This window comes from Palleronia sediminis, assembly GCF_004358695.1.
Classification (GTDB): Bacteria; Pseudomonadota; Alphaproteobacteria; order Rhodobacterales; family Rhodobacteraceae; genus Palleronia; species Palleronia sediminis.
Genome location: NZ_SNAA01000002.1, coordinates 235550 through 258207 on the forward strand (window position 1 = coordinate 235550; position 22658 = coordinate 258207).

Sequence of the window (22658 nt, forward strand, 5' to 3'; positions counted from 1 at the left end):
GTCAGCGAACCTCCTTGCGGGCCTGCACGATGTTCCAGACCATGACCGGCAGGACGACGATCATGATGACAAAGGCGATTGCGGTGGCGCGACCGTCGTCGCGGAACATGAAATCCATCATGTAGCTGGGCAGGATCTCGGTGCCGAAATTGCCGCCCGTCATCGTGTAGACGATGTCGAAGACCTTGAGCACCAGCACCGTGATCGTTGTCCAGACCACGACGATGGTCGGCATGATCTGCGGTACCTTGATCTTGAAGAAGAGCTGGAACGGGTTGGCCCCGTCGAGGATGGCGGCCTCGATCGTTTCCTCGGGGATGCCACGCAGCGCGGCCGACAGGATGACCATGGCAAAGCCGGTCTGGATCCAGACGAGGATGATCATCAGGAAGAAATTGTTCCAGAACGGGATCTGGAGCGGGTCGATCGGGTCGGAAAAGCCCAGCATGTCGCGCACGGCGTTGATGAGCCCGATATCGGCATCGTTGGCGTAGAGGAATTTCCAGATGAGCGACGCGCCGACAAAGCTGATCGCCATCGGCATGAAGATCAGCGACTTGGCGATGTTGCCCCAGCTCAGCTTGTCGGTGAGCTGCGCGGCCAGAAGCCCGAAAAAGGTCGACGCGGCCGGCACGAACACCGCCCAGAGCACGTTGTTCCAGAACGCCGTCTGGAAATCGGGCGATCCGAAAAGCGAGATATAGTTGCCGAAGCCCACGAAATCGCCCGCTTCGCGGCCATAGAGCGACCGGATGAACGACCCGATCACCGGGTAGACGAGATAGAGCCCGAGCACGAAGACCGCCGGGAACAGGAACAGCCAGGGGCGCACGGCATTGGCGCGGTTGATGTTGCGCCCGGCCTGTTCGCCCTTGGCGGGAAAGATGAACCGGTCGAGCACCAGGTTCGAGAGGTAGAAATAGGCGACGCATCCGCCGACCCCGATCAGGATGGTCACGATCCCCTGCAAGATCACCGGCATGTCAGGCTCCTCCCCAAGTGCCCTGTCGCGCGGCGCGAGACGCGCGACCCCCCGTTTGGCCCGAGCATGACGCGGCGCGGGCCGCACGAACACCCCTTAATTTCGGAAAATACCATTTAATCAGGTGGATGGGCGGGGCGTGCGATGACGCCGCCCCGCCCTTGCGCGATCAGTCGGACAGTTCGCTCCACCGCGCCTCGATGGCGCTGGCGGCCGTCTGCGCGTCGGCCGATCCGGTGGTGAACTCGACCATCTGCGTCCAGAACGCCCCGGCCCCGATCTCGCCCGGCATCAGGTCGGACCCGTCGAAGCGGAAGGTCGTCGCGTTCAGCAGGATGTCGTTCAGCGCGCGACCGGTGTCATTGGCAAAGACCTCGGCGTTGATGCCGTTATGGGGCGACAGCAGACCGCCCTGCGCGGCCCAGATCTCGTGCGCGATGGGCGTTTGCAGGAAGTCGATGAAGCCGCGCGCGGCCTCGCTGTCGTCGGTGATGCCGAACATGGTGCCCGCGCCCAGCACGGGCTGGCCCAGATCGCCCTCGGACGGAGCGGGGAAGTAGAAGAAATCGACATCCTCGCCGACCACCGTGCCCTCGGGGAAGAAGGTCGGGATGAAGGTCGCCTGCTTGTGCATGTAGCACTCGGGCGGGAACTGGAAGAGCCCCGTCGGCGCATCGCGGAAATCGGTCGTGGCCGCCGCCTCGCGCCCGCCGTTCACATAGCCGTCCTGGAGGAACCAGCCGAATTCCTCGATCGCGTTGACCACGCGCTCGTCGTCGAAATCGAGCTCTCCGCTGGTCCATTGGTCATAGACCGCGGGCTCGACCGTGCGCAGCATCAGGTCCTCGACCCAGTCCGTCGCGGGCCAGCCCGTCGCCGCGCCCGAACCCAGCCCGATGCACCACGGCGTCACGCCGTCCGACGCCATCTGCTCGGTCAGCTCCTTGAGCGCCTCGTAGGTCTCGGGCACCTCGTAGCCGGCTTCCTCGAACTGCTCGGGCACGTACCAGACCAGCGATTTCACGTCGATCTTGTAGGGGAAGGCATAAAGCCCCGTGTTCCCGTCCGGCCCCTCGAACGAGGCGAGATCGACCCAGGATTGCCCCGCGGCATAGTTTTCCGCGATGAAAGACGCGGTATCGTCCTCGAGCTCGGCGATCGAGCCGCGCGCGGCGAGGTCGGCCACGAGCCCCGGCTGGGGAAAGACGGCGATGTTGGGCGCCGAGTTCGATTGCGTCGAGATGACGATATCCTGCTCGAAGCTGTCCGAGCCCGAATAGTTCACATCCGCCCCGGTGGCGTCTTCGAAATAGGCGATGACCGAATCGAACAGGGCCTTGTCGGCCCCCGTCCACGGGCCCGTGATCTCGAGCGACTGGCCCGAATAGTCATGGCCCGAGGCGAATTCCTCGAGGCTGGACCAGGTGAAGGCGCCCTCGCCTTTGGGGAACTTGAGATCGCCCGACTGGGCCGACGCCATTCCCGTTCCAAGCGCCAGCACGGCCGCGCCGGTCATCAATCCGTGGTGCAGTTTCATTCGGTCACTCCTCCGGTTGTGTCTGCCTGCCATTCCCCCAGATCTGGGGCGGCAGCGCATTTATCGTGCAACGGTTGCCGAAAGAGACTTAGGAGTCAAACGTCGCGCGACCACGGCATCGCATCTCTTCCTTAAAGTCACCGCAATCCCGCGGCCCTCGCCCCTGCCGCTTTGACCGCCGGGGGGCGGGCCTCTATGTCCAGCCGGGCACAGGCCAATCACCGGAGCCCCCATGCTGACCCACACCCGTTCCGATTTCCCGTCCGACTTCCTCTTCGGCGTGTCGACCTCGGCCTACCAGATCGAGGGCCACGCCCAGGGCGGCGCGGGGCCGACCCATTGGGACAGTTTCGCCGCGACCCCCGGAAACGTGGTGCGGGCCGAGAACGGCGACGTGGCCTGCGATCACCTCAACCGCTGGCCCGAGGATCTCGACCTCGTGCGCGACGGCAATTTCGACGTCTACCGCTTTTCGACCTCGTGGGCGCGGGTCCAGCCCGAGGGGCGCGGCGCGGCCAATCCGGCCGGGCTGGATTTCTACGACCGCCTCGTCGACGGGATGCTGGAACGCGGGATCAAGCCCGCCGCGACGCTCTATCACTGGGAACTGCCGCAGCCGCTAGCCGACCAGGGCGGCTGGCGCAACCGCGACATCGCCGAGCGTTTCGCCGATTTCACCCGCATCGTGATGGAGCGTATCGGCGACCGCCTCTGGTCGGCCGCCCCCATCAACGAACCGTGGTGCGTGGCATGGCTCAGCCATTTCCTCGGCCAGCACGCGCCGGGGATGCGCGACGTGCGCGCCGCCGCACGCGCCATGCACCACGTCCTCCTGGCGCATGGCCGCGCGATCGAGACGATGCGCGATCTGGGGATGAAGAACCTCGGCGCGGTGTGCAATCTCGAATACGCCGCCCCCGTCGATGCCACCCCCGAGGCGCAGGCCGCGGCCAAGCTCTATGACGGGATCTACAACCGGTTCTTCCTTTCGGGCATCTTTTCCGGCACCTATCCCGATGACGTTCTGGCCGGGCTCGAACGGCATCTGCCCAAGGGCTGGCAGGACGACATGGCGGGCATCCGTCAGCCGCTCGACTGGGTGGGGCTGAACTACTACACCCGCAAGCTCATCGTGCCCGATAACGGCCCCTGGCCGCATCACCACGACATCCCCGGCCCGCTGGCCAAGACGCAGGTCGGCTGGGAGATCTTTCCCGAAGGGCTTCACGCCTTCCTGATCCGCATCCACGGCGCCTACAGCCGCGACATCCCGATCTATGTCACCGAGAACGGGCTGGCCAACGACGACCGCGTCACCGACGGCGCGGTGAAGGACGCGAAACGCACGGCCTATCTCGACGCGCATCTCGCGCAGGTGCGCCGCGCCATCGACGACGGCGTTCCGGTCAAGGGGTATTTCGCGTGGTCGCTTCTGGACAATTACGAATGGTCGCTGGGATACGATCCGCGTTTCGGGCTGGTGCATGTCGATTATGCCAGCCAGAAACGTACGCCCAAGGACTCGTACAAGGCGATGGCACGGGCGCTGGCCCGAAAATGACGCCCACCCGCAGGCCCGCAGCCCCCATGCGCGGCAAGGAGGATCCGAGATGACCCGCGGCCTGTCCATCGTCGCAGATGCCGGCGGCACCAATACCCGCGTCGCCCTTGCGCGCGGGCCGCAGGTCATGGCCGACACGACCCGCCGGTTCCGCAACGCCGGGTTCGCGGGCCTGCCCGATATCCTCGAGCGGTTCCTCGTCGAGGCCGGCCGCCCCGATTGCGCCGGGGCCTGCGTCGCGGTGGCCGGGCCGGTGATGGACGGGATCGGGCGGCTGACCAATCTCGACTGGGTCTTCGACCGCGACGATTTGGGGCGCGTCACCGGGGCGCGGACGGTCTCGGTGCTGAACGATCTGCAGGCGCAGGGCCATGCGCTCGACCATATCGCGGACGATTGCCTCTTTCCGATCGTGCCCGGCCCCGAGGGCGACCCGCTCAACGCCAAGCTGGTGATCGGGGTGGGCACGGGCTTCAACTCGGTCCCCGTCTTTCGCACCGAAACCGGCCGCTACGTGCCGCCTTGCGAGACCGGGCACATGGCGCTGCCGTCGGTCACGGACGAGGACCACGCGCTTGCCCGTTTCGCCGCGCGGCGCGGCGGCTATCCCGAGGTCGAGAACGTGGTCTCGGGCAGCGGGCTCGAGACCATCCTCGAATTCGTGACCGAGGGGCGGCGGCGCGCGCGGTCGCACGATATCGTGGCGGCGCTCGCCACCGGCGACGACCCCGAAGCCGCCCGCGCGGCCGAGCTTTTCGTGCAGGCGCTGGGACGCGTCGCGGGCGACCTGGCGCTGGCCACCCTGCCCTTTGGCGGGATCTATCTCGTGGGCGGCATGTCGAACGCGATCCGCCCCTACCTGTCGCGCTTCGGCTTTGACGAAGCGTTCCGCGCCAAGGGACGGTTCACCGATTTCATGGACCGGTTCGCCGTCTGGGGGGTCGAGGACGACTACGCCGCGCTGACGGGCTGCGCGCAGCATGTCGCGGGGCTGATGAACGAGGCACGCCCGGCCTGAGCGTCGCCGCCCGTGGCGGGCGCCCCGACATGAGTATTTATCGAAACAAAGAAACGAGGGCGCGGCGCCTCATCCCCCGCGGCGCAGGCGGCGGTGGATGAAGGCCAGCTTGTCCCCCACCCCCGGCCCGATCACGAAGGGATAGAGATCGGGCAGATCGAGCGCGCGATTGACGTGGTTGACCGCGATCGCCACCGCCACCGCGCGCGAGACGAGCGCGGCGGTATCGGCCTCGGCATAGGCGTCGGGGGCGGCCGAAGGATCGGCGCTGGGCAGCGACATGCCGACCGCGCCCGCGCTGTCGAGAAGGTCGGTCAGGTGCAGCAGGTGGGCCAACGTCTCGGCCCAGTCCTCGTGCGGGTGCGCCGTCGCGTAGGCGGTGACGTGATCGGGCCCGGCGGGACGGGGCGCGGCGTAGTGGCGCGCGAGTGCGGCGGCGTAATCGTCCCGCTCGTCGCCGAAAAGCGCGCGGAACCCTTCGGCGAACCCGGCCTCGCCGCTGAGGCGGGTGAACAGGAAATGCGCCATCTCGTGACGCATGTGCCCCAGCATCGTGCGGTAGAGCTCGCCCAGGTCGGCGCGGCGTTCGGCGCGGACCGGCTCGCGCGCCTCGGCCACGTTGATCGTGATGACGCCCGCCGCGTGGCCCATGACGACATTCGCCGCCCCCCGCGCGGTCTGCTCGGACAGTAGGCGAAAGACCGGGCGCGGCCCCGGATCGCGGGCCCCGAACCAGCCCCAGCGGCCGAGATTGGCCAGCATCCAGCGCTTGGCGCGTTCGGTCTCGGCCCAGAGGTCGAGATTGTCGCCCGCGTCGAGATCGGGCACCACCTGCGTCATCGCGCAGGACCGGCAGAGCCCGCCGCCCCCGGCCGCCGCCCAGTTGCACCCGATCCGCGCGCGGTTGGCGCAGGGGCGATCGGCGAGGCGCATGGAATGCGTCTCGGGGTCGAACATGACCGCCGTTCCGCATCCGCAGACCGAGTTACGGAAATAGAGCCGTCCGCCGCAGTCAGGGCAGGCAAAAATCTGCATGGGCATGTCCGGTGAAAGGGCGCGCTGCCCTCGTCAATGGGCGCAGCGGCGCATGAGTTCCAGCGCTATCACCCGCCTGCCGGTGACGGTGCGCAATGCGCGGGGCGATTGTTTCGATGCGGTGGGGTCGGAACGCGGCCGGGGCGGCGAAATGGCGAAATCTTGCCCAGACGGGGCTGAAACGCTCGCGCCGCGGCATGCGGCCCGCTAAGCCTTGGGGGTGACGAACCGGAGAGACCGTATGCGCCATGCCCTGCGCAGCGCGGCCACGCGCATCGCCTGGCCCCTGCCGATGATCGAGACCACCGTGCTTGCCCTGGCGCTGGTGGTGTGGATCACGGGTTAGCGGTATCCCGCGCCGCCGCGATGGCCGGCGCGACCGTGCTGTCGATGGTGCGCTGCGTCACCGGGCCCGCGACGCGGGCGACGACGATGCCGTCGCCGTCGATCACGAAGGTCTCGGGCACGCCGTAGACGCCCCAGTCCCGCGCGACGCGGCCCTGCGCATCGGCGCCGGTGGCGACATAGGGGTTGCCGAGCTCTTCGAGAAAGCCGAGCGCGTTCGCGGGCGCGTCCTTGTAGTTCACGCCGACGATATCGACCCCTTCGCGGGCGGCGAGACCCTCGAGAAAAGGATGCTCGACACGGCAGGGCGCGCACCAGCTCGCCCAGAAATTCACCAGCGTGACGCCGCCATCCGACAGCGCCGCCGCGTCGGGCAAGGGCAGATCGCCCAGGGGCGCGAGATCGAGCGCGGGCGCAAGTCGGCCCACCAGCGTCGAGGGCAGCGCATCGGGATCGTCGCGCTGCATCCCCGCGTAGAACAGGATCGCGAGCCCGGCGAACATCGCGGGCGGCAGGATGGCGAGCCAGGGGGTCCTACTCATCGCGCCGCGCCTCCGCCCGTTCGAGCGCGCGACGCACCCGCGCGGACCGCCGCCAGGTCAGGACCACGAGCGCCGCCAGCAGGATCGCCGTCGACGCATAGGCGCCCAGCACCTCGGCCGCGTATTTGCCCAGGTCAGGCATGGATCATCCTTTCGCGCAGCGTCAGGGCGCGCAGGCGGCGGGCGCGGATCTCGGTCCGGGTCCGGGCCAGCACCAGCGCGAGGAAAAGCAGCACGAAACCCGCGATGCAGACGAGCAGCGGGAAATAGAACACGTCGGCCACGTTTTCCTCGGCGTCGAGCGACAGCGACGCGCCCTGGTGCAGCCCCTGGTTCCAGAAGTTGACCGCGTAGCGCGACAGCACCGCGAATACCGAACCCACAAGGCACAGCACGCCGGTCAGGTCCGCGGCGGTGTCGTCATCCTCGACCGCCTGCCACAGCGAGATATAGCCGAGGTAGAACAGGAACAGGATCAGGAACGAGGTCAGCCGCGGATCCCACGCCCACCATGTGCCCCACATGGGCTGGCCCCAGACCGCGCCCGTGACCAGCGCCACGAGCGTCATGGTCAGCCCCACGGGCGCCGCCGCGCGGGCGGCCAGCGCGCTGACATGGTGGCGGCGTACGATCCAGACGAGCGAGGCGACCAGCATCATGAGCCACGCGTTGATGGCCATGAGCGCGGCGGGGACGTGCAGATAGATGATCTTGACGGTCGAGCCCTGCCGGTAATCGTCGGGCGTGAAGAAAAAGCCCCAGGTCAGGCCGACCACGAGGCACAGCGCCGCGAGACCGGCGATCGGGCGAAGCAGGCGGCCCGAAAGGGCCATGAACTTCACGGGGTTGGCATAGGACCACAGCGACATGGCCGATGGTCTATCCCCAGCCCCGAGGCGGGGGCAAGGGCCGCGTGGCCGCAGCCGGGGCGCAATCGCCCGGCTTGGCGGATTCGTGATGGGGCGGCACCCGCCGAAGGGCGCGGGCCCGCGTGGTCGGGGTTATTGCGCCGCCTGCTCCATCTCGCCGCGGGTCGTCTTGCGGCCCACCGGGTCGGGCGGGCGAAAGGTCTCGGCACTGGCGCGTTTCCAGCGCTGGCGATAGGCCATGTGATCGTCGCCCTCGGTCAGCAGGAAACCCGTGGGAAGGTAGGTCCAGACATCGCTGGCCTCGACCATGGCGCCGTCGTTCTCGCGCTTCATGAAGTGGTAGGGCAGGAAATCGCGCGGGTCGTCGAGCCCGGCGGCGCCGGCGATCTCGGCCAGGGCGCGCATGGTGTTGCGGTGGAAGTTGTAGACCCGCTCGCCCTTTTCGGGAACGACGAGCGCGCGCTGGCGGATCGGATCCTGCGTCGTGACGCCGGTGGGGCATTCGTTGGTATGGCAGGCCTGCGCCTGGATGCAGCCTACCGCGAACATGAACCCCCGCGCCGAGTTGCACCAATCGGCCCCGAGCGCAAAGGCCCGCCCGATATCGTAGGCATGGATGAGCTTGCCCGAGGCGCCGATGCGGATGCGCTCGCGCACGCCGGCGCCCAGCAGCGTGTTGTGCACGAAGCTCAAGCCCTCGTTCAGGGGCATACCGACATGGTTGGCGAATTCCAGCGGGGCGGCCCCGGTCCCGCCCTCGGTGCCGTCGACCACGATGAAATCGGGATAGATCCCGGTCTTGATCATCGCCTTGACGATGCACATGAACTCGCGGCGATGCCCGATACAGAGCTTGAACCCCACGGGCTTGCCGCCCGACAGGTCGCGCAACCTGCCGATGAATTCGCAGAGCTCGGTCGGGTTCGAGAACTCCGAATGCCCCGCCGGCGAGACGCAGTCCTTTCCCATCTCGACGCCGCGCGCCTCGGCGATCTCTTCGGTGATCTTGGCCGCGGGCAGCATGCCGCCATGGCCGGGCTTTGCACCTTGGCTCAGCTTGATCTCGACCATCTTGACCTGGTCGTCGGTGGCCTGGGCGCGGAACTTTTCGGGGTCGAAATTGCCCTCGGCATCGCGGCAGCCGAAATAGCCCGACCCGATCTCCCAGATCAGGTCGCCCCCCTGCCGGTGATAGCTGCTGATCCCGCCCTCGCCCGTGTCATGGGCAAAGCCGCCCTTTTTCGCGCCGATGTTCAGCGCCTTGATGGCATTGCCCGACAGCGAGCCAAAGGACATGGCCGAGATGTTGTAGAGCGAGGCGTCATAGGGTTTCGCGCAATCCGGGCCGCCGATGCGTACGCGGAAATCGTGGCGGTCGAGATGGGTGGGCGTGATCGAATGGGTCATCCACGAATAGCCGCCCTGGTAGACCGCCTTTTTCGTGCCGAAGGGGCGCGCGCCCTCCTGGTTCTTGGCGCGCTGGTACACGATCGAGCGGTCCTCGCGGCTGAACGGCTCTTCGTCCTGGTCGGATTCGATGAGGTATTGGCGGATCTCGGGGCGGATCTTTTCGAAGAGGAACCGGAAATGCCCCATGATCGGATAGTTGCGCAGCACCGCATGTTCGGTCTGCACCACGTCGCGCAGCCCCGTCAGCGCAAGCGCGATGAACACCGCCGCGGGCAGCCAGAACCATTCCGACAGAGCGGTCGCGGCCCAGAAAAGCAGCACCGACACAACCACCACCGCCGCGAAAACGGCATAGCGGTCGAGCGGGCCGATACGGAATTTCGGTGGTCTATGTCCGCTCAAAGACGACTCCCATGCTGTCATGGAGCACGATGGGCCCCGATAGGTAATCCTCGCCGATGGTGGGGGTGCGCAGCACGCAGCGCCATCCCGCCCCCTTCAGCCCCGGAATGGGCAGGCGCAGGGGGTCGAACTCGTCGCTGGGGCCGCCTTCCATGTGGGTGATGGTGAAAACCTCCTTGCCCGGACCCTTGCGGTAAGAGGTGAAGATCGTCTTACCGTCCACCGGCTGCAGATAGTCGAAATGATCCTCGGGCCCAAGATTGCCGCGCAACCACATGTTGTCGCGGCGAAAGTTCCGCAGCTTTAGCATGAAGCCCGTCTGCGCCGGGTTAAGCATGGATACCGTGTTGAAGACATTGCAATATTCATGCATGTCATCCATCCAGGCGCGCGCGATCTCCTTGAGATCGCGCACGGTGAAATGGCCCGGCCCCGCCAGCGGCGGCTCGACCCCGTTCAAGAGCTTGGCGATATGGTCGACGTCGTAATCCGTCACTTCGACCAGCGCCGGCAGGAACTCGAAGAACCGCTTGAGCTCTTCGCGGGTCTCGAAGCCCAGTTGCTTGAGCCGCGTGAAATTGCCCGGAATCGAATAGTGATAGGCGTCGACCTGCCACTTGAGGCTGATCGCCTCTTCGGCGACGACCTTGATGCCGTACTTGTCGTCCTGGTTGCGGATGAAGCCCCAGTTGCCCCGCGCCGTGGCGTTAAGGAAATCCATCGGCACGCCGGGAAACGCCGCGTAGGTCAGCATCGACACGGCGGGGTTGTCATAGGCCTTTTCGAGGATCTCCATCCGGGTGTCGCCGAGCCGGGTGTTGATGTTGAGCTTGGGATTTACCTGCGTGCCGCGCCTGAGCGTGTCGTGGTTGGCCGTGCCCGAGATCCAGTTCGACCCGCGGGCCAGCATCTCCTTGATGCGCCACCATTTCGACAGCCAGTAGCCATAGATGAACGGCGTGTTATGCGCGAATGTCAGCGGCCCCCACTGGAACACGTCGTCGTCGTTCTGGGTCTCGATCACCGCGCGATAGGTCGACGAAAGCTCCCAATCCTCCTGCGGCCAGGGGCGCCCGTCCTCGAAGATGAACCACGGCCGATAGCGGGTGCCGGCGGCTTCCTGCTCGATATCGGCCATGGATTGCAGGAACTCGTCGTCATGACGCAGCTCCTGCGCCTGGTTGTCCCACCATTTGAAATCCTGCGCGCCGTCCACCCGCACGCCGTCGGCGCCGAAATCGACCTTGCGGCGCTGCATCTCGAGAAGGATCGCGCGCACGGCCGGGTTCTTGTAGTCGAGGTTCTGGCCATACATGTTCGGCCCCGCGAAGAAATGCGGGTTGAGCGCGCGCAGCCCCTGGTTGTCGGCATGGCCGAAGACCACGTCCAGGATCAGCATCTTGGGCTTGGTCGGGAAATTGTGCAGCGCGGCGGCGAAATCCATCAGCTCGTCCGGCCGGCCCGATTCCAGCAGCACCGGGTTCACCGTGCCCATGCCCGCGATGACGATGTCATAGCCCCAGTTCGTGGTATTGGGCCGGATCAGGTTCACCGTGACGTGGTGGTGATCGTCCGGATCGGCAATCTCGGACCAGAAATCGGGGCCGGTCTCGTAGACCGTCGTCGGCTCCACCGGCAAGAGCTGCACCGCGTCATAGCCCAGGAACAGCTCGTCCAGCGGATCGCGGTTGAGCCCCTTTTCCACCCGCTCGGACAGGCGTTCGTAATGGCGCGTGAGGCTTGCGAGCGTGCCGCCCGCGGTGGCGGTCGGCACATGGATCTGGAGGATATTCGCAGGCGGGCCGAACTTGCGCGGGGTCTCGCCCGCGAACCCCTCCCAAAAGGCGGTGTCGCGCCGCGCCGCCCGCATCGCGGCCACATCGTAGAGCTCGGCGGGCGCCATGACGCCGAAGGGCAGCGACATGGCCAGCGGGTCGAGAATGCGGTGCCACTCGTCGTTCTGGTCGCGCCAGACCAGCGTGTAGAAATCGCCCCCCTCGTCGCGCCGCCCCGCGCGCATCCCGCGCGCGGCCGCGAATGTATGCGCCTCGTAGCGGGCGACGGGCAGGTAGGCGCGTTCGAACACCAGCTCCTGGTGGGCGCGGGTCAGGTCCAGCGGCTCGACGGGCGACAGCACCTCGAGGAACACGTCGCCATCGGGCACGCGGTTGTCCAGCAGCTCGGGCGTCCAGAAGCCGAAGCTCGCGATTTCGCCGTCCCAGTGCCCGCCCAGCTTGCGCGCGATGGCCATGTGCGCGTCAAAGGCGGTATCCGCCGTGGTCAGCGTCTCGCGACAGAATTGCGCAAGCCCTTCCGCCATGTCCATGTCGGCGGCGATGCGGTCGTCCAATGCCATGTCTTTCCCTTCTCAGGCGCGCACGTCGGGTTCGGTGCGGCCGGTATGATGCTCGATCCGGGCGATCTCGTGCGCCGCGGCGATGACCGACGACAGGGCCTCCTGAACGTCGGTGTGAAAGCGGTCGGGATCGGTCTCGACATGCTCGAGATAGACGCGCAGCGTCGCCCCCGACGTGCCGGTGCCCGACAGGCGCAGCACGATCCGCCCCCCGCCGTCGAGCTGGACCTGGATACCCTGCGCGCGCGCCACCGATCCGTCGACCGGGTCGGTATAGTCGAACTCGGCCGCGGACTCTACCGTGCGGCCGGCCGCCTCGAGGCCCGGCAGGCGGTCGAGCCGCCCGCGCAGATCGTCGATCAGCGCCTCGGCGCGCGCGGTCTCGATCCCCTCGAAATCGTGGCGTGAGTAATAGTTGCGGCCGAACTCGCGCCAATGCGCCTCCATCAGCGCGTTGACGCCCTTGCCCGTGGCCGCAAGGATGTTCAGCCACAACAGCACCGCCCACAGCCCGTCCTTTTCGCGGATATGGTCGCTGCCGGTGCCGGCGCTTTCCTCGCCGCAAAGCGTGATGCGCCCGTCATCGAGCAGGTTGCCGAAGAATTTCCACCCCGTGGGCGTCGCATAGCAGACCATGCCGCGCGCGCGCGCCACGGCGTCGACCGCGCGGCTCGTCGGCATCGAGCGCGCGACCCCCTTGAGCCCGCCGGCATAGGCCGGGGCAAGCTGCGCATTGGCGGCCAGCACGGCGAGGCTGTCGGACGGCGCGACATAGGCGCCCGGCCCCACGATCATGTTGCGGTCGCCATCCCCGTCCGAGGCCGCGCCGAAATCGGGCGCATCGGGGGCCGACATGATCTCGATCAGCTCGCGCGCCCAGATCGGGTTGGGGTCGGGATGGCCGCCTCCGAAATCGGGCAGGGGCGTGGCGTTGCGGACGCTGCCGCGCGCCGCGCCCAGCCGGTTCTCGAGGATCTCGGTCGCGTAAGGCCCCGTCACCGCGTGCATCGCGTCAAAGACCAGGCGGAACCCGCCGCCGATCATCGCCCGGATGGCGTCGAAATCGAAAAGCCCCTCCATCAGCTCGGCATAGTCGGCGACCGGATCGACGACCTCGACCGTCATGCCGCCCAGCTCGCGCGTGCCGGGGCGCGACAGGTCCACGTCATGGGCCTCGAGGATGCGGTAGGCGCGGATCGCCCTGGTCGCCTCGAAGATCCGGGCCGTCACCTCCTCCGAGGCCGGGCCGCCATTGGGGCCGTTGAACTTGACGCCGAAATCCTCGTCGATGCCGCCGGGATTGTGGCTGGCCGACAGGATGATGCCGCCATCGGCGCCGCGCTTGCGGATCAGGTTCGAGGCGGCCGGCGTCGAGAGCAGCGCCCCCTGCCCCACGATCACCCGCGCCGCACCGTTGGCCGCGGCCATGCGCAGGATCACCTGCGCCGCGCGGTCCGAGAAATACCGCCCGTCGCCGCCCAGCACAAAGGTCTTGCCCCCCGCGCCGCCGATCCCGTCGAGGATCGCCTGCACGAAATTCTCGAGGTAATGCGGTTCGAGGAACACGCGCGTCTTCTTGCGCAGGCCGCTGGTGCCGGGCTTTTGTCCGTCGATCGGGTCGGTGGCGATGGTAAGCGGTTGCATCACGGTCCTATCTGTCATGGTCGCGCATGATGTCGGCGGTGCGCGCCACCGCGTCAAGCTGACCGAGTTTTGCGGGGTCCATCCCGATCCGGCGCCGCCAGTTGGGATGCTGGTGGATCGTGCCAGGCAGGTTGGCCTGTTCGAGCCGGCCCAGCAGATCCTCGATCTGCACCGCGATCAGCCAGGACGGCGTGCGGGCGAGAAAGGCGTGCAGATCGTCGACCCCCGCACCGCCGATGAGCTCGGTCAGCCGCGCCACTTCCTCGTTGCGCCGCGCCCGCGCCTCGCGCGCGCCGTCCTCGGAGATATCGCCGAGATCGCGGCGCCACGCGATGTCGCGCCCGGCCTTCCACCCCTCCCAGGTCGGCAGGTCATGCGTCGAGAACGAGGTCAGCGCCGCCGGGGCATAGCGGTCTGCGGGTTTGAAGCGGATCTCCTCGGCATCCCAGTCCTGCTCGAACTGCGCCACGCGGCAGCCGAGGATGCGGCTCTCCCACAGCACATGCTGAAGCCCGTCGGGGATGTTGCCGAGATCCTCGCCCACCACCGTGCCGCCCGCCCGCGCGGCCTCGATCCGCGCCACCGCCAGCAGCGCCTCGCGCGGCATCCGCACATAGGCCCCCGGCACGCCATCCTGCTCGGGCACCCAGAAGGCGCGGTCGAAGCCGAGGATGTGGTCGATCCTGAGCAGCCGCGCATGGGCGAACTGGCGCTGCAGGATCGCGGCCAGCGGGCGGAACCCGTCGCGGGCCAGCGCCAGCGGATGCAGCGGGGCAAGGCCCCAGCTCTGCCCCCCGGCCGAAAAGGCGTCGGGCGGTGCGCCGAGGCTCACGCCGCGCGCGAAAAGGTCGGGCCGCCCCCATGTCTCGGCCCCGTGCGGATGCGTGCCCACGGCCAGGTCGAGATAAAGGCCATAGGCCATCCCCGCCGCCTCGGCCGCCTGCCGCACCTCAACCAGTTGGGCATCGGCGCGCCATTGCAGCCAGCCGTGAAAGGCGCAGTCATTGGCATGGGCGCGGGCAAATTCCGCGACCTCGGGGCTGTCGGGGCGGCGATAGGGCGCGGGCCAGTCCGACCAGCGCGGCCCCAGCCGCGCGCTCAGCGCCTGGTGCAGCGCGAAACGCTCGAGATCGGCGTCGCGCGCCGCCCACCACGCCTGAAACCCCGCGCCGGGGTCCGCGTCGAACTCGGCCCGCAGCGCGTCCATGCGCCCGGGCTGGGCGGCGGCGTAGTCGATCAGGTCGCCCGCCGCCTGCCCCGGCTCGTCGCGGGGCGCGATATGGTGGACGGCCAGCCGCCCGCGATGAGAGGGCGCATAGGGGCTGATCGCGTCCGTATCGGTGGGAAAGCCCGCATGGATCGGATTGATGCCGACGAACCCCGCCCCCGCATGCCCAAGGCGCTCCACGGCCATGCGCAGGTCGGCATAGCTGCCGATCCGCCCGTCGCCGGCCAGCCCGTAAAGCGGCAGGGTGATGCCCCAGCCGCGCGGCGCGTCGGGCAGACGCTCGGGCGCCGCCAAAAGCCACGTCTCGTGCCCCCCGACCTCGAGACGGTGGATGCCGTTCGACAGGATCGGCAGTTCGGGCCCCTGCCCCGCCTCGGTCACGCCATCCTCGCGGATGAGCCGCCAGTCGCGCCCCGCCAAGCCCTCGAGCGCGGGGCCGCGCCCCGACCCGACCACCACCCATGGCGGCAGGGGCCGAGTTGCGTCGTCGCGCGTCAGCGCATCGAGCCGGTCGCGCGCCTCGTCCGGCGCGACCGGCTCGCCCATCGCGGCGAGGATCGCGTCGCGGGTCTCGGGGCCGGTCGCGTGCCAGGCCCCGGTCGGGTCGTGATAGCCGTCGATGACGCCCAGCCGGGCTGCGAGCGCGTCGCGGGGATCGTCGGTCATGGCATCTCTCGTCAGGGGTCGGGGCTGAGGACGAAAACGGCGACGCAATCGGCGGCGATGGGCACCGCGTCGCGCACCGCTCCGGGCGTTTCGGTGGGGCGGGCCGTGTCGATGCGCCAGTTCCAGAACATGTCGTCGGGCGGTTCGGGCAGTTTCCATTCGGTCGCCGGGCCGCGATTGAGCACCGCGAAGATCGCGACCTCGGTTTCGGCGTAATGCGGCGTGCCCGAGGCCATCCGAAGCTCCATCGCGACGGCGTCGAGCGCCGGCTCCTCCCAATCCTCTGGCCGCATCGCGGTTCCGTCGGCGCGCCACCAGAACAGGTCGGCGCGGTGATCGACCGCGCGTTCCTGCGCGTGGAGGAACAGTTTTTGGCGCAACAGGGGATGCTTGCGGCGGAACCGGATCATCGCGCGGGTAAAGGCATGCAGCGCCCCGTCGGGGTTCGACCAGTCGATCCAGCTCGTCTCGTTGTCCTGGGCATAGGCGTTGTTGTTGCCGCCCTGGCTGTGGCCCATCTCGTCGCCCGCCAGCAGCATCGGCGTGCCCTGGCTCAGCATCAGCGTGGCGATCATGTTGCGCTTGCGCCGGGCGCGGGCCTCGAGGATCTCGGGGTCGTCCGTCCCGCCCTCGACGCCCATGTTGTCGGAATAATTCTCGCCATGGCCATCGGCGTTCTCCTCGCCATTGGCCTCGTTGTGCTTGCGCGCATAGCTGACCACGTCGTGCAGGGTGAACCCGTCATGCGCGGTAATCAGGTTGACGCTCGACGTGGCGGGGCGGCCCGAATGGTCGAATTGCAGCGCGCTGCCCGTCAGGCGGTCGGCAAGGCCCGGCGCCTGTCCCGCATCGCCGCGCCAGAACCCGCGGACCGTGTCGCGATACTTGTCGTTCCACTCCAGAAACGGCGGCGGAAAGGCCCCGAGCTGGTAGCCCCCCGGCCCGATATCCCACGGCTCGGCGATCAGCTTGACCTGGCCCAGCACCGGGTCCTGCCGGATCGCGTCGAAGAACGCGGCCCCCTGGTCGAACCCGCCCTCGCCGCGCCGCCCCAGCGTCGAGCACAGGTCGAACCGGAACCCGTCGACATGCATCACCTCGACCCAGTAGCGCAGGCTGTCCATGATCATCCGCAACACCATCGGATGATCGACGTTCACCGTGTTTCCGCAGCCAGTGTCGTCGACATAGAGCCGCGGGTTGTCGGGCATCAGCCGGTAATAGGCGGCATTGTCGAGACCCCGAAAGCTGAGCGTGGGGCCAAGCTCGTTGCCCTCGCAGGTGTGGTTGTAGACCACGTCCATCAGCACCTCGATGCCGGCGGAGTGGAACCGCGCCACCATCTGCTGGAACTCCGATATCTCGCCGCGGGCGAGGTATCTCGGCTCGGGTGCAAAGAACCCGAGCGTCTGGTAGCCCCAGTAATTCGTCAGCCCCTTTTCGTGCAGGAACCGGTCGGTAAGGAATGCCTGCGCGGGCAAGAGCTCGATCGCGGTGATGCCGAGATCGGTGAGGTAATCGAGCATCGGGTCCGACGACATGGCGAGGAACGTGCCCGGCCAGGCTACGTCGGGATGCAGCCGCGTCAGGCCGCGCACATGGGCCTCGTAGATGACGCTCTGGCGGATGCGCGTCTCGGGCGGGCGGTCGCGGCCCCACGAAAAGGCCGGATCCTCGACCACCGAGCGGGGCATGTGGGGCGCGCTGTCGCGCGGATCGGGCACGAGATCGGCGTCGTCGCCGCCCACGGTGTAGCCCATCAGCGCATCGTGCCAGCGCGGATGCCCGGTCAGCCGCTTGGCATAGGGGTCCATGAGCAACTTGGCAGGGTTGAAGCGATGCCCCTCTTCGGGGGCATAGGGGCCATAGGCGCGGTAGCCGTAGCGCTGGCCGGGGCGCAACCCGCTGATATAGCCATGCCACACGTCGCCATTGCGTTCGGGCAGGTCGATGCGGGTCTCGACCCCCGCGCTGTCGTAAAGGCACAGCACCATGCGTTCGGCATGCTGCGAGAAGACGGCGAAATTGACGCCGTCGCCCTTGAAGGTCGCACCGAGCGGCGCGGCGCGCCCCCCGGCAATCGCGATATGTCCGGTCATTGGATGGGTAACAGGCTCCGGTAAAGGTCGGCATAGCGTTCCGCCTGCCGGTCCCATCCGACGGGATGGTGCATGGCCCGGCGGACGATGCGCCGCCATGTGTCGCCCGTCGCGTGCAAAGTGACAAGCCGGTCGAGCGCGCGCGCCAGCGCCGGGACCGATCCGGGGTCGTGGACGATGCCCGTGGCGGCCCCCGCGACCAGTGCGGCATCGTTGGCGTCGATCACCGTATCGGCCAGCCCGCCGGTGCGCGCCACCACCGGCACCGCGCCATAGCGCAGCCCGTAGAGCTGCGTCAGCCCGCAGGGCTCGAAGCGCGAGGGCACCAGCATTGCCTCGCCCCCCGCGACCATCCGGTGCGACAGCGCCTCGTCATAGCCGATGCGCACAGCGACGCCCTCATGACGCTCGGCCGCTGCGCGCCACGCATCCTCCAGACCGCGCTCGCCCGAGCCCAGCAGCGCGATCTGCCCGCCGCGGGCGAGAAAGGGCGGCATCGCCTCGAGCAGCAGGTCGAGCCCCTTCTGCCCGGTCAGGCGCGAGACGACCACGGCCAGCGGCCCCTCGGACGGGGGCAGCCCCATCTCGTCGCGCAGCGCACGCGTCGCCTTGGCCTTGCCGCGCCAACTGGTGAAACGGATCGCGTGGGCATCGCCGCCGGGCGACCAGGCCTCGGTGTCGATGCCGTTGAGGATGCCGGTCAGGTCGTCGCGCCGCCGCGCGATCAACCCCTCGAACCCCATCCCAAAATCGGCGGTCGTCAGCTCCTGCGCATAGGTGGGGCTGACCGTGGTCAGGGCATCGGCCCAGACCAGCCCCGCCTTGAGCGCGCTGGCCCGGCCCCAGAACTCGAACCCCTCGGGGTGGAAATCGGCCCGGTCGAGCCCCAGCGCCTCGATCCGGTCGGTCGGGATGGTTCCGGCAAAGGCGATGTTGTGCACGGTCATCACCGAAGGAACCTGGCTGCCGTCCTTCTTGAGGAAATAGGGCATGAGCCCCGCCTGCCAGTCATGGCCATGGACCACGTCGGGCCGCCAGTCGAGCGTGGCCTTTCCGATCTCGGCACCGGCCCGGCACAGCGCGGCAAAGCGTTCGGGATTGTCGGGATGATCGCCGCCGGCCTCGTCCAGGTAGGGCGTGCCGGGCCTGTCGTAGAGATGCGGCGCGTCGAGCACGAACAGCCCGATCCCCGCCGCCTCGGCCGCGATCAGCCGCGCCGGGCCGCCATAGAGATGCGGCCATGACCAGACCTCGCGCCCCGAGGCCGAAACCTGCGCAAGCGCCCGGTAGCCCGGCACCAGCACCCGCATCTCGACCCCTGCCCCGTCGAGCCCCGCCGGCAGCGCGCCCGCCACATCCGCCAGCCCGCCCGTCTTGACGAAGGGCGCGCATTCCGACGCGACCGACAGGACGCGAAGCCTCATTGCGCGGCGCTCCACGCGTCGATCATGGGCTGGGTGACAAGGGTGACGCCGCCCGCCGAGACCTCGAAGAACTTGCGATCCTCGTCGGGATCCTCGCCGATCACCAGCCGTTCGGGAATCCGCACGCCCGCGTCGATCACCGCCTTGGTCAGCCGCGCATGGCGCCCCACATTGACGAAAGGCAGCAGGACCGAGTGGTTCAGATGCGAATAGCTGTTGGTGTGGACCTGCGTGAACAGCAGCGAATTGCGCACCTCGGTCCCCGACACGATGCAACCCCCCGCCACCATCGAGCTGACGGCCGAGCCGCGACGATCCGCCTCGTCATGGATGAATTTCGCGGGCGGGACGGACTCGGAATATGTCCAGATCGGCCAGTTCCGGTCCCAGAGATCGAGCTCGGGGCTGAAATCGGTCAGGTCGATATTGGCCTGCCAATAGGCATCGACCGTGCCCACGTCGCGCCAATAGGCCTCGGCATCGGGGGCGTGGCGCACGCAGCTTTCGGTGAAACGATGCGCCTGCGCGTGGCCGTGGCGCACGATATGCGGGATGATGTCGCCGCCGAAATCATGCGCCGACCCGGCCGTGTCGGAATCGTCGAGCAGAAGCTCGCGCAGAAACGGCCAGTTGAAGACATAGATCCCCATCGAGGCCAGCGTGCGCGTCTCGTCGCCGGGCATCCCCGGCGGATCCTTTGGCTTTTCCAGAAACGACGTGATCCGCAGCTTGTCGTCAACCGCCATCACCCCGAAGGCCGACGCCTCGGCCCGCGGCACGGTCAGGCAGCCCACGGTCACGTCGGCGCCGCTTTCGACATGCTCGCGCAGCATCAGCTCGTAATCCATCTTGTAGACGTGGTCGCCCGCGAGGATGACGATGAAATCCACGCCGTAGCTGTCGACGATGTCGATGTTCTGCGTCACGGCATCGGCGGTGCCGAGGTACCACTTGTCCTCGGCCACGCGCTGCGAGGCGGGCAGGATGTCGAGATATTCGTTGCGTTCGGCGCGAAAGAAGGACCAGCCGCGCTGGCAATGCCGGATCAGGCTGTGGGCCTTGTACTGCGTCGCGATGGCCATCTTGCGAATGCCCGAGTTCAGCGCGTTCGACAGCGCGAAATCGACGATCCGGGTCTTGCCGCCGAAATAGACCGCGGGTTTCGCGCGCGTGTCGGTGAGCTGCTTGAGGCGACTTCCCCGGCCGCCCGCCAGCACGAAGGCCATGCTGCGGCTCGCCAATCTGTTCGTTCCGCGATCCATTCCGCGTTTCTCCCCGGTGCTGGGGCCCCGTCCCTCGGGCCTAGTCCTTGACAAAGATCAGCGTGCTGAGCGGTGGCAGCGTCACCTCGGCCGAGGCGGGCTGTCCGTTCACGCCGCCATCGGCCGCGTCGATGCCGCCCATGTTGCCGCGCCCGCCGCCGCCATAGATGTCGGCATCCGAGTTCAGCGCCTCGCGCCAGCGGCCCGCCTGCGGCATCCCCAGCCTGTAGCGCCGTTCCACCGGGGTGAAGTTGCACACCACGACCGCCTCGGGGTCCGGCCCGCCCGAGCGGCGGATCCACGCATAGACCGACGCGTCGGCATCGTTGGCCTCGATCCACTGGAACCCCGCCGGATCGCAATCGAGCGCATGAAGCGCGGGCGTCCCGCGATAGAGCGTGTTGAGATCGCGCACGAGGCGCTGCACGCCCCCGTGGCGCGGATCGTCCAGCAGGCCCCAGGGCAATTGGCCGTTGTGGTTCCATTCCGACGGCTGGGCGAACTCGCAGCCCATGAAGAGCAGCTTCTTGCCCGGATGGCCCCACATGAACCCGTAATAGGCGCGCAGGTTGGCGAATTTCTCCCATTCCGAGCCCGGCATCTTGTTCAGCATCGACCCCTTGCCGTGCACGACCTCGTCATGGCTGATCGGCAGGATGAAGTTCTCGCTGAAGGCGTAATGCAGCCCGAAGGTCATCTGGTGGTGGTGATGGCGGCGATAGATCGGGTCTTTCTCGACATAGCTGAGCGTGTCGTTCATCCAGCCCATGTTCCACTTGAACCCGAAGCCCAGCCCCCCCGCATCGACGGGGCGCGACACATGCGGGAACGAGGTCGATTCCTCGGCCACCGTCATGATGCCGGGGCATTCGCCATAGGTGACGGTGTTGACCTTTTGCAGGAACTCGATCGCCTCGAGATTCTCGCGCCCGCCATGGCGGTTCGGCACCCATTCGCCTTCCTTGCGGGAATAGTCGCGATAGAGCATCGAGGCCACGGCATCGACGCGCAGCCCGTCGACATGGTATTCCTCGAGCCAGTATAGCGCGTTCGAGGTCAGGAAATTGCGGACCTCGGTGCGGCCGTAATTGTAGATCAGCGTGTTCCAGTCCTGGTGGAACCCCTCGCGCGGATCGGCATGTTCGTAAAGATGCGTGCCGTCGAACTTGGCCAGCCCGTGCGGATCGGACGGGTAATGGCCCGGCACCCAGTCGAGGATCAGGCCCATTCCCTTTTCATGCGCCGCGTTGACGAGGTCGCGGAATTCGTGGGGCGGGCCGAAACGGATGGTGGGCGCGAACATGCCCACCGGCTGATAGCCCCAGGACCCGTCGAACGGGTATTCGCTGATCGGCAGCAGCTCCAGATGAGTGAACCCCATGTCATGGGCGTAATCGACCAGCTCGACCGCGGCTTCCTTGTAGCTCAGCGGGCGGTTGCCCTCGTTCTCGCGGCGGCGCCACGACCCCAGGTGCACCTCGTAGATCGAGATCGGCGCCGTGCGCGACTGGCGCGCCGCGCGTTCGTCCATCCATCGCCCGTCATGCCAGCCGTAGCCGCCGATATGGCGCACGATGGAGGCGTTCTCGGGCGGGTGCTGCGAGCCGAAGCCCACCGGATCGGCCTTGAGCGGCTGAAGCGCCCCGTCGCGGCCGAGGATCTCGTATTTATAGGCCTCGCCCTCGCCGATATCGGGAACAAAGATCTCCCACACCCCGGTGGCGCCGCGCAGGCGCATCGGGTGGCGCCGCCCGTCCCAGTGATTCCATTCGCCCACGACCGAGACGCGCTGCGCATTGGGCGCCCAGACGGCGAAATGTGTGCCATGCCGGCCCTCGTGCTCGACCACATGCGCGCCGAGCGCGGTCCAGATGCGCTGATGCGTGCCCTCGCCCAGCAGGTATTCGTCGAGCTCGCCGATCACGGGGCCAAAGCGGAACGCGTCCTCGAACTCCCATTGCGCGCCGTCCGCGCGTCCGCGCAGCCAATAATGGCCGCTGCCCGGTACGGGGCCGTCGAAGACGGCGGCGCCGTCCTCCACGCGGGTCAGGGGGTGTTCGGTGCCGTCCTCGGTGACGGCGGCCATCTCGTCGGCGCCGGGATCGAAGGCGCGGACGCGGCGGATGCCGTCGATCTCGTGCGGCCCCAACACTCCGAACGGGTCGCCGTGGCGCCCCTGGTGGAGCGCCTCGGCATCGGCTTGCGACAGGGTGACGGCGGGCTTCTGGACATGCTTGCTCATGCACCAGAGGCTAAGCCGAACCGCGCGCAAAACAAG

At 67.8% G+C, this 22658-nt stretch carries 16 protein-coding genes; 2 read left to right on the forward strand and 14 right to left on the reverse strand.

Annotated features, from left to right (window positions below; genetic code table 11):
* Position 1: 1 nt before the first annotated feature.
* On the reverse strand, positions 2-982 hold the full coding sequence (locus E2L08_RS03390; protein ID WP_133395648.1) for a carbohydrate ABC transporter permease: 981 nt from the start codon (positions 980-982) through the stop codon (positions 2-4).
* A gap of 169 nt (positions 983-1151) precedes the next feature.
* Complete coding sequence (locus tag E2L08_RS03395) at positions 1152-2519, reverse strand: ABC transporter substrate-binding protein (protein WP_133395649.1); 1368 nt, start codon at positions 2517-2519, stop codon at positions 1152-1154.
* A 232-nt stretch (positions 2520-2751) separates the two neighbouring features.
* Between E2L08_RS03395 and E2L08_RS03400 the strand changes: the two genes are divergently transcribed.
* The gene (locus E2L08_RS03400; protein ID WP_133395650.1) at positions 2752-4080 is read left to right on the forward strand and encodes a GH1 family beta-glucosidase; all 1329 of its coding nucleotides are present in this window, start codon (positions 2752-2754) and stop codon (positions 4078-4080) included.
* Between the two features lie 49 nt (positions 4081-4129).
* Positions 4130-5098, forward strand: a complete 969-nt coding sequence (locus E2L08_RS03405) for a glucokinase (RefSeq protein WP_133395651.1) — start codon at positions 4130-4132, stop codon at positions 5096-5098.
* Positions 5099-5167: 69 nt separating this feature from the next.
* Here E2L08_RS03405 and E2L08_RS03410 read toward each other — a convergent pair whose 3' ends face one another.
* From E2L08_RS03410 to glgB, 12 genes are all read right to left on the reverse strand, one after another.
* On the reverse strand, positions 5168-6133 hold the full coding sequence (locus tag E2L08_RS03410) for a putative zinc-binding metallopeptidase (protein WP_133395703.1): 966 nt from the start codon (positions 6131-6133) through the stop codon (positions 5168-5170).
* Between the two features lie 335 nt (positions 6134-6468).
* A complete protein-coding gene (locus tag E2L08_RS03415; RefSeq protein ID WP_133395652.1) occupies positions 6469-7020 on the reverse strand; it encodes a DsbE family thiol:disulfide interchange protein in 552 nt (183 codons plus the stop codon).
* Entirely contained in the window at positions 7013-7162 is a 150-nt protein-coding gene (gene ccmD / locus E2L08_RS03420; protein WP_133395653.1) for a heme exporter protein CcmD, read from the reverse strand. Before ccmD ends, E2L08_RS03415 begins: the two co-directional genes overlap by 8 nt.
* Positions 7155-7889, reverse strand: a complete 735-nt coding sequence (locus tag E2L08_RS03425; RefSeq protein ID WP_133395654.1) for a heme ABC transporter permease — start codon at positions 7887-7889, stop codon at positions 7155-7157. The genes ccmD and E2L08_RS03425 overlap by 8 nt, the downstream gene beginning before the upstream one ends.
* A gap of 132 nt (positions 7890-8021) precedes the next feature.
* Positions 8022-9701, reverse strand: coding sequence for an FMN-binding glutamate synthase family protein (locus E2L08_RS03430; protein WP_370450573.1), 1680 nt, complete (start codon positions 9699-9701; stop codon positions 8022-8024).
* Positions 9688-12057, reverse strand: coding sequence for a glucosylglycerol hydrolase (gene gghA, locus E2L08_RS03435; RefSeq protein ID WP_133395656.1), 2370 nt, complete (start codon positions 12055-12057; stop codon positions 9688-9690). Before gghA ends, E2L08_RS03430 begins: the two co-directional genes overlap by 14 nt.
* A gap of 12 nt (positions 12058-12069) precedes the next feature.
* Positions 12070-13701: an alpha-D-glucose phosphate-specific phosphoglucomutase gene (locus E2L08_RS03440; RefSeq protein ID WP_133395704.1), complete on the reverse strand. Its 1632-nt coding sequence runs from the start codon at positions 13699-13701 to the stop codon at positions 12070-12072.
* A 7-nt stretch (positions 13702-13708) separates the two neighbouring features.
* Positions 13709-15595 carry a 4-alpha-glucanotransferase gene (locus E2L08_RS03445; RefSeq protein WP_133395657.1) on the reverse strand — a complete coding sequence of 629 codons (1887 nt, stop codon included), beginning with the start codon at positions 15593-15595 and terminating at the stop codon, positions 13709-13711.
* An 11-nt stretch (positions 15596-15606) separates the two neighbouring features.
* Positions 15607-17694 (reverse strand): glycogen debranching protein GlgX, encoded by a 2088-nt coding sequence (glgX, locus tag E2L08_RS03450; protein WP_133395658.1) that lies wholly within the window; start codon positions 17692-17694, stop codon positions 15607-15609.
* Complete coding sequence (gene glgA / locus E2L08_RS03455; RefSeq protein ID WP_133395659.1) at positions 17691-19118, reverse strand: glycogen synthase GlgA; 1428 nt, start codon at positions 19116-19118, stop codon at positions 17691-17693. Before glgA ends, glgX begins: the two co-directional genes overlap by 4 nt.
* Positions 19115-20380 carry a glucose-1-phosphate adenylyltransferase gene (gene glgC, locus E2L08_RS03460; protein ID WP_133395660.1) on the reverse strand — a complete coding sequence of 422 codons (1266 nt, stop codon included), beginning with the start codon at positions 20378-20380 and terminating at the stop codon, positions 19115-19117. Before glgC ends, glgA begins: the two co-directional genes overlap by 4 nt.
* A 40-nt stretch (positions 20381-20420) precedes the next feature.
* Complete coding sequence (gene glgB, locus E2L08_RS03465; protein ID WP_133395661.1) at positions 20421-22622, reverse strand: 1,4-alpha-glucan branching protein GlgB; 2202 nt, start codon at positions 22620-22622, stop codon at positions 20421-20423.
* Positions 22623-22658: the final 36 nt, after the last annotated feature.

What these genes read in the sequence shown, in the direction of transcription:
- E2L08_RS03390 (WP_133395648.1), bottom strand. Translation starts at nt 982, where the DNA reads ATGCCGGTGATCTTGCAGGGGATCGTGACCATCCTGATCGGGGTCGGC.
- E2L08_RS03395 (WP_133395649.1), bottom strand. Translation starts at nt 2,519, where the DNA reads ATGAAACTGCACCACGGATTGATGACCGGCGCGGCCGTGCTGGCGCTT.
- E2L08_RS03400 (WP_133395650.1), top strand. Translation starts at nt 2,752, where the DNA reads ATGCTGACCCACACCCGTTCCGATTTCCCGTCCGACTTCCTCTTCGGC.
- E2L08_RS03405 (WP_133395651.1), top strand. Translation starts at nt 4,130, where the DNA reads ATGACCCGCGGCCTGTCCATCGTCGCAGATGCCGGCGGCACCAATACC.
- E2L08_RS03410 (WP_133395703.1), bottom strand. Translation starts at nt 6,133, where the DNA reads ATGCAGATTTTTGCCTGCCCTGACTGCGGCGGACGGCTCTATTTCCGT.
- E2L08_RS03415 (WP_133395652.1), bottom strand. Translation starts at nt 7,020, where the DNA reads ATGAGTAGGACCCCCTGGCTCGCCATCCTGCCGCCCGCGATGTTCGCC.
- ccmD (WP_133395653.1), bottom strand. Translation starts at nt 7,162, where the DNA reads ATGCCTGACCTGGGCAAATACGCGGCCGAGGTGCTGGGCGCCTATGCG.
- E2L08_RS03425 (WP_133395654.1), bottom strand. Translation starts at nt 7,889, where the DNA reads ATGTCGCTGTGGTCCTATGCCAACCCCGTGAAGTTCATGGCCCTTTCG.
- gghA (WP_133395656.1), bottom strand. Translation starts at nt 12,057, where the DNA reads ATGGCATTGGACGACCGCATCGCCGCCGACATGGACATGGCGGAAGGG.
- E2L08_RS03440 (WP_133395704.1), bottom strand. Translation starts at nt 13,701, where the DNA reads ATGCAACCGCTTACCATCGCCACCGACCCGATCGACGGACAAAAGCCC.
- E2L08_RS03445 (WP_133395657.1), bottom strand. Translation starts at nt 15,595, where the DNA reads ATGACCGACGATCCCCGCGACGCGCTCGCAGCCCGGCTGGGCGTCATC.
- glgX (WP_133395658.1), bottom strand. Translation starts at nt 17,694, where the DNA reads ATGACCGGACATATCGCGATTGCCGGGGGGCGCGCCGCGCCGCTCGGT.
- glgA (WP_133395659.1), bottom strand. Translation starts at nt 19,118, where the DNA reads ATGAGGCTTCGCGTCCTGTCGGTCGCGTCGGAATGCGCGCCCTTCGTC.
- glgC (WP_133395660.1), bottom strand. Translation starts at nt 20,380, where the DNA reads ATGGATCGCGGAACGAACAGATTGGCGAGCCGCAGCATGGCCTTCGTG.
- glgB (WP_133395661.1), bottom strand. Translation starts at nt 22,622, where the DNA reads ATGAGCAAGCATGTCCAGAAGCCCGCCGTCACCCTGTCGCAAGCCGAT.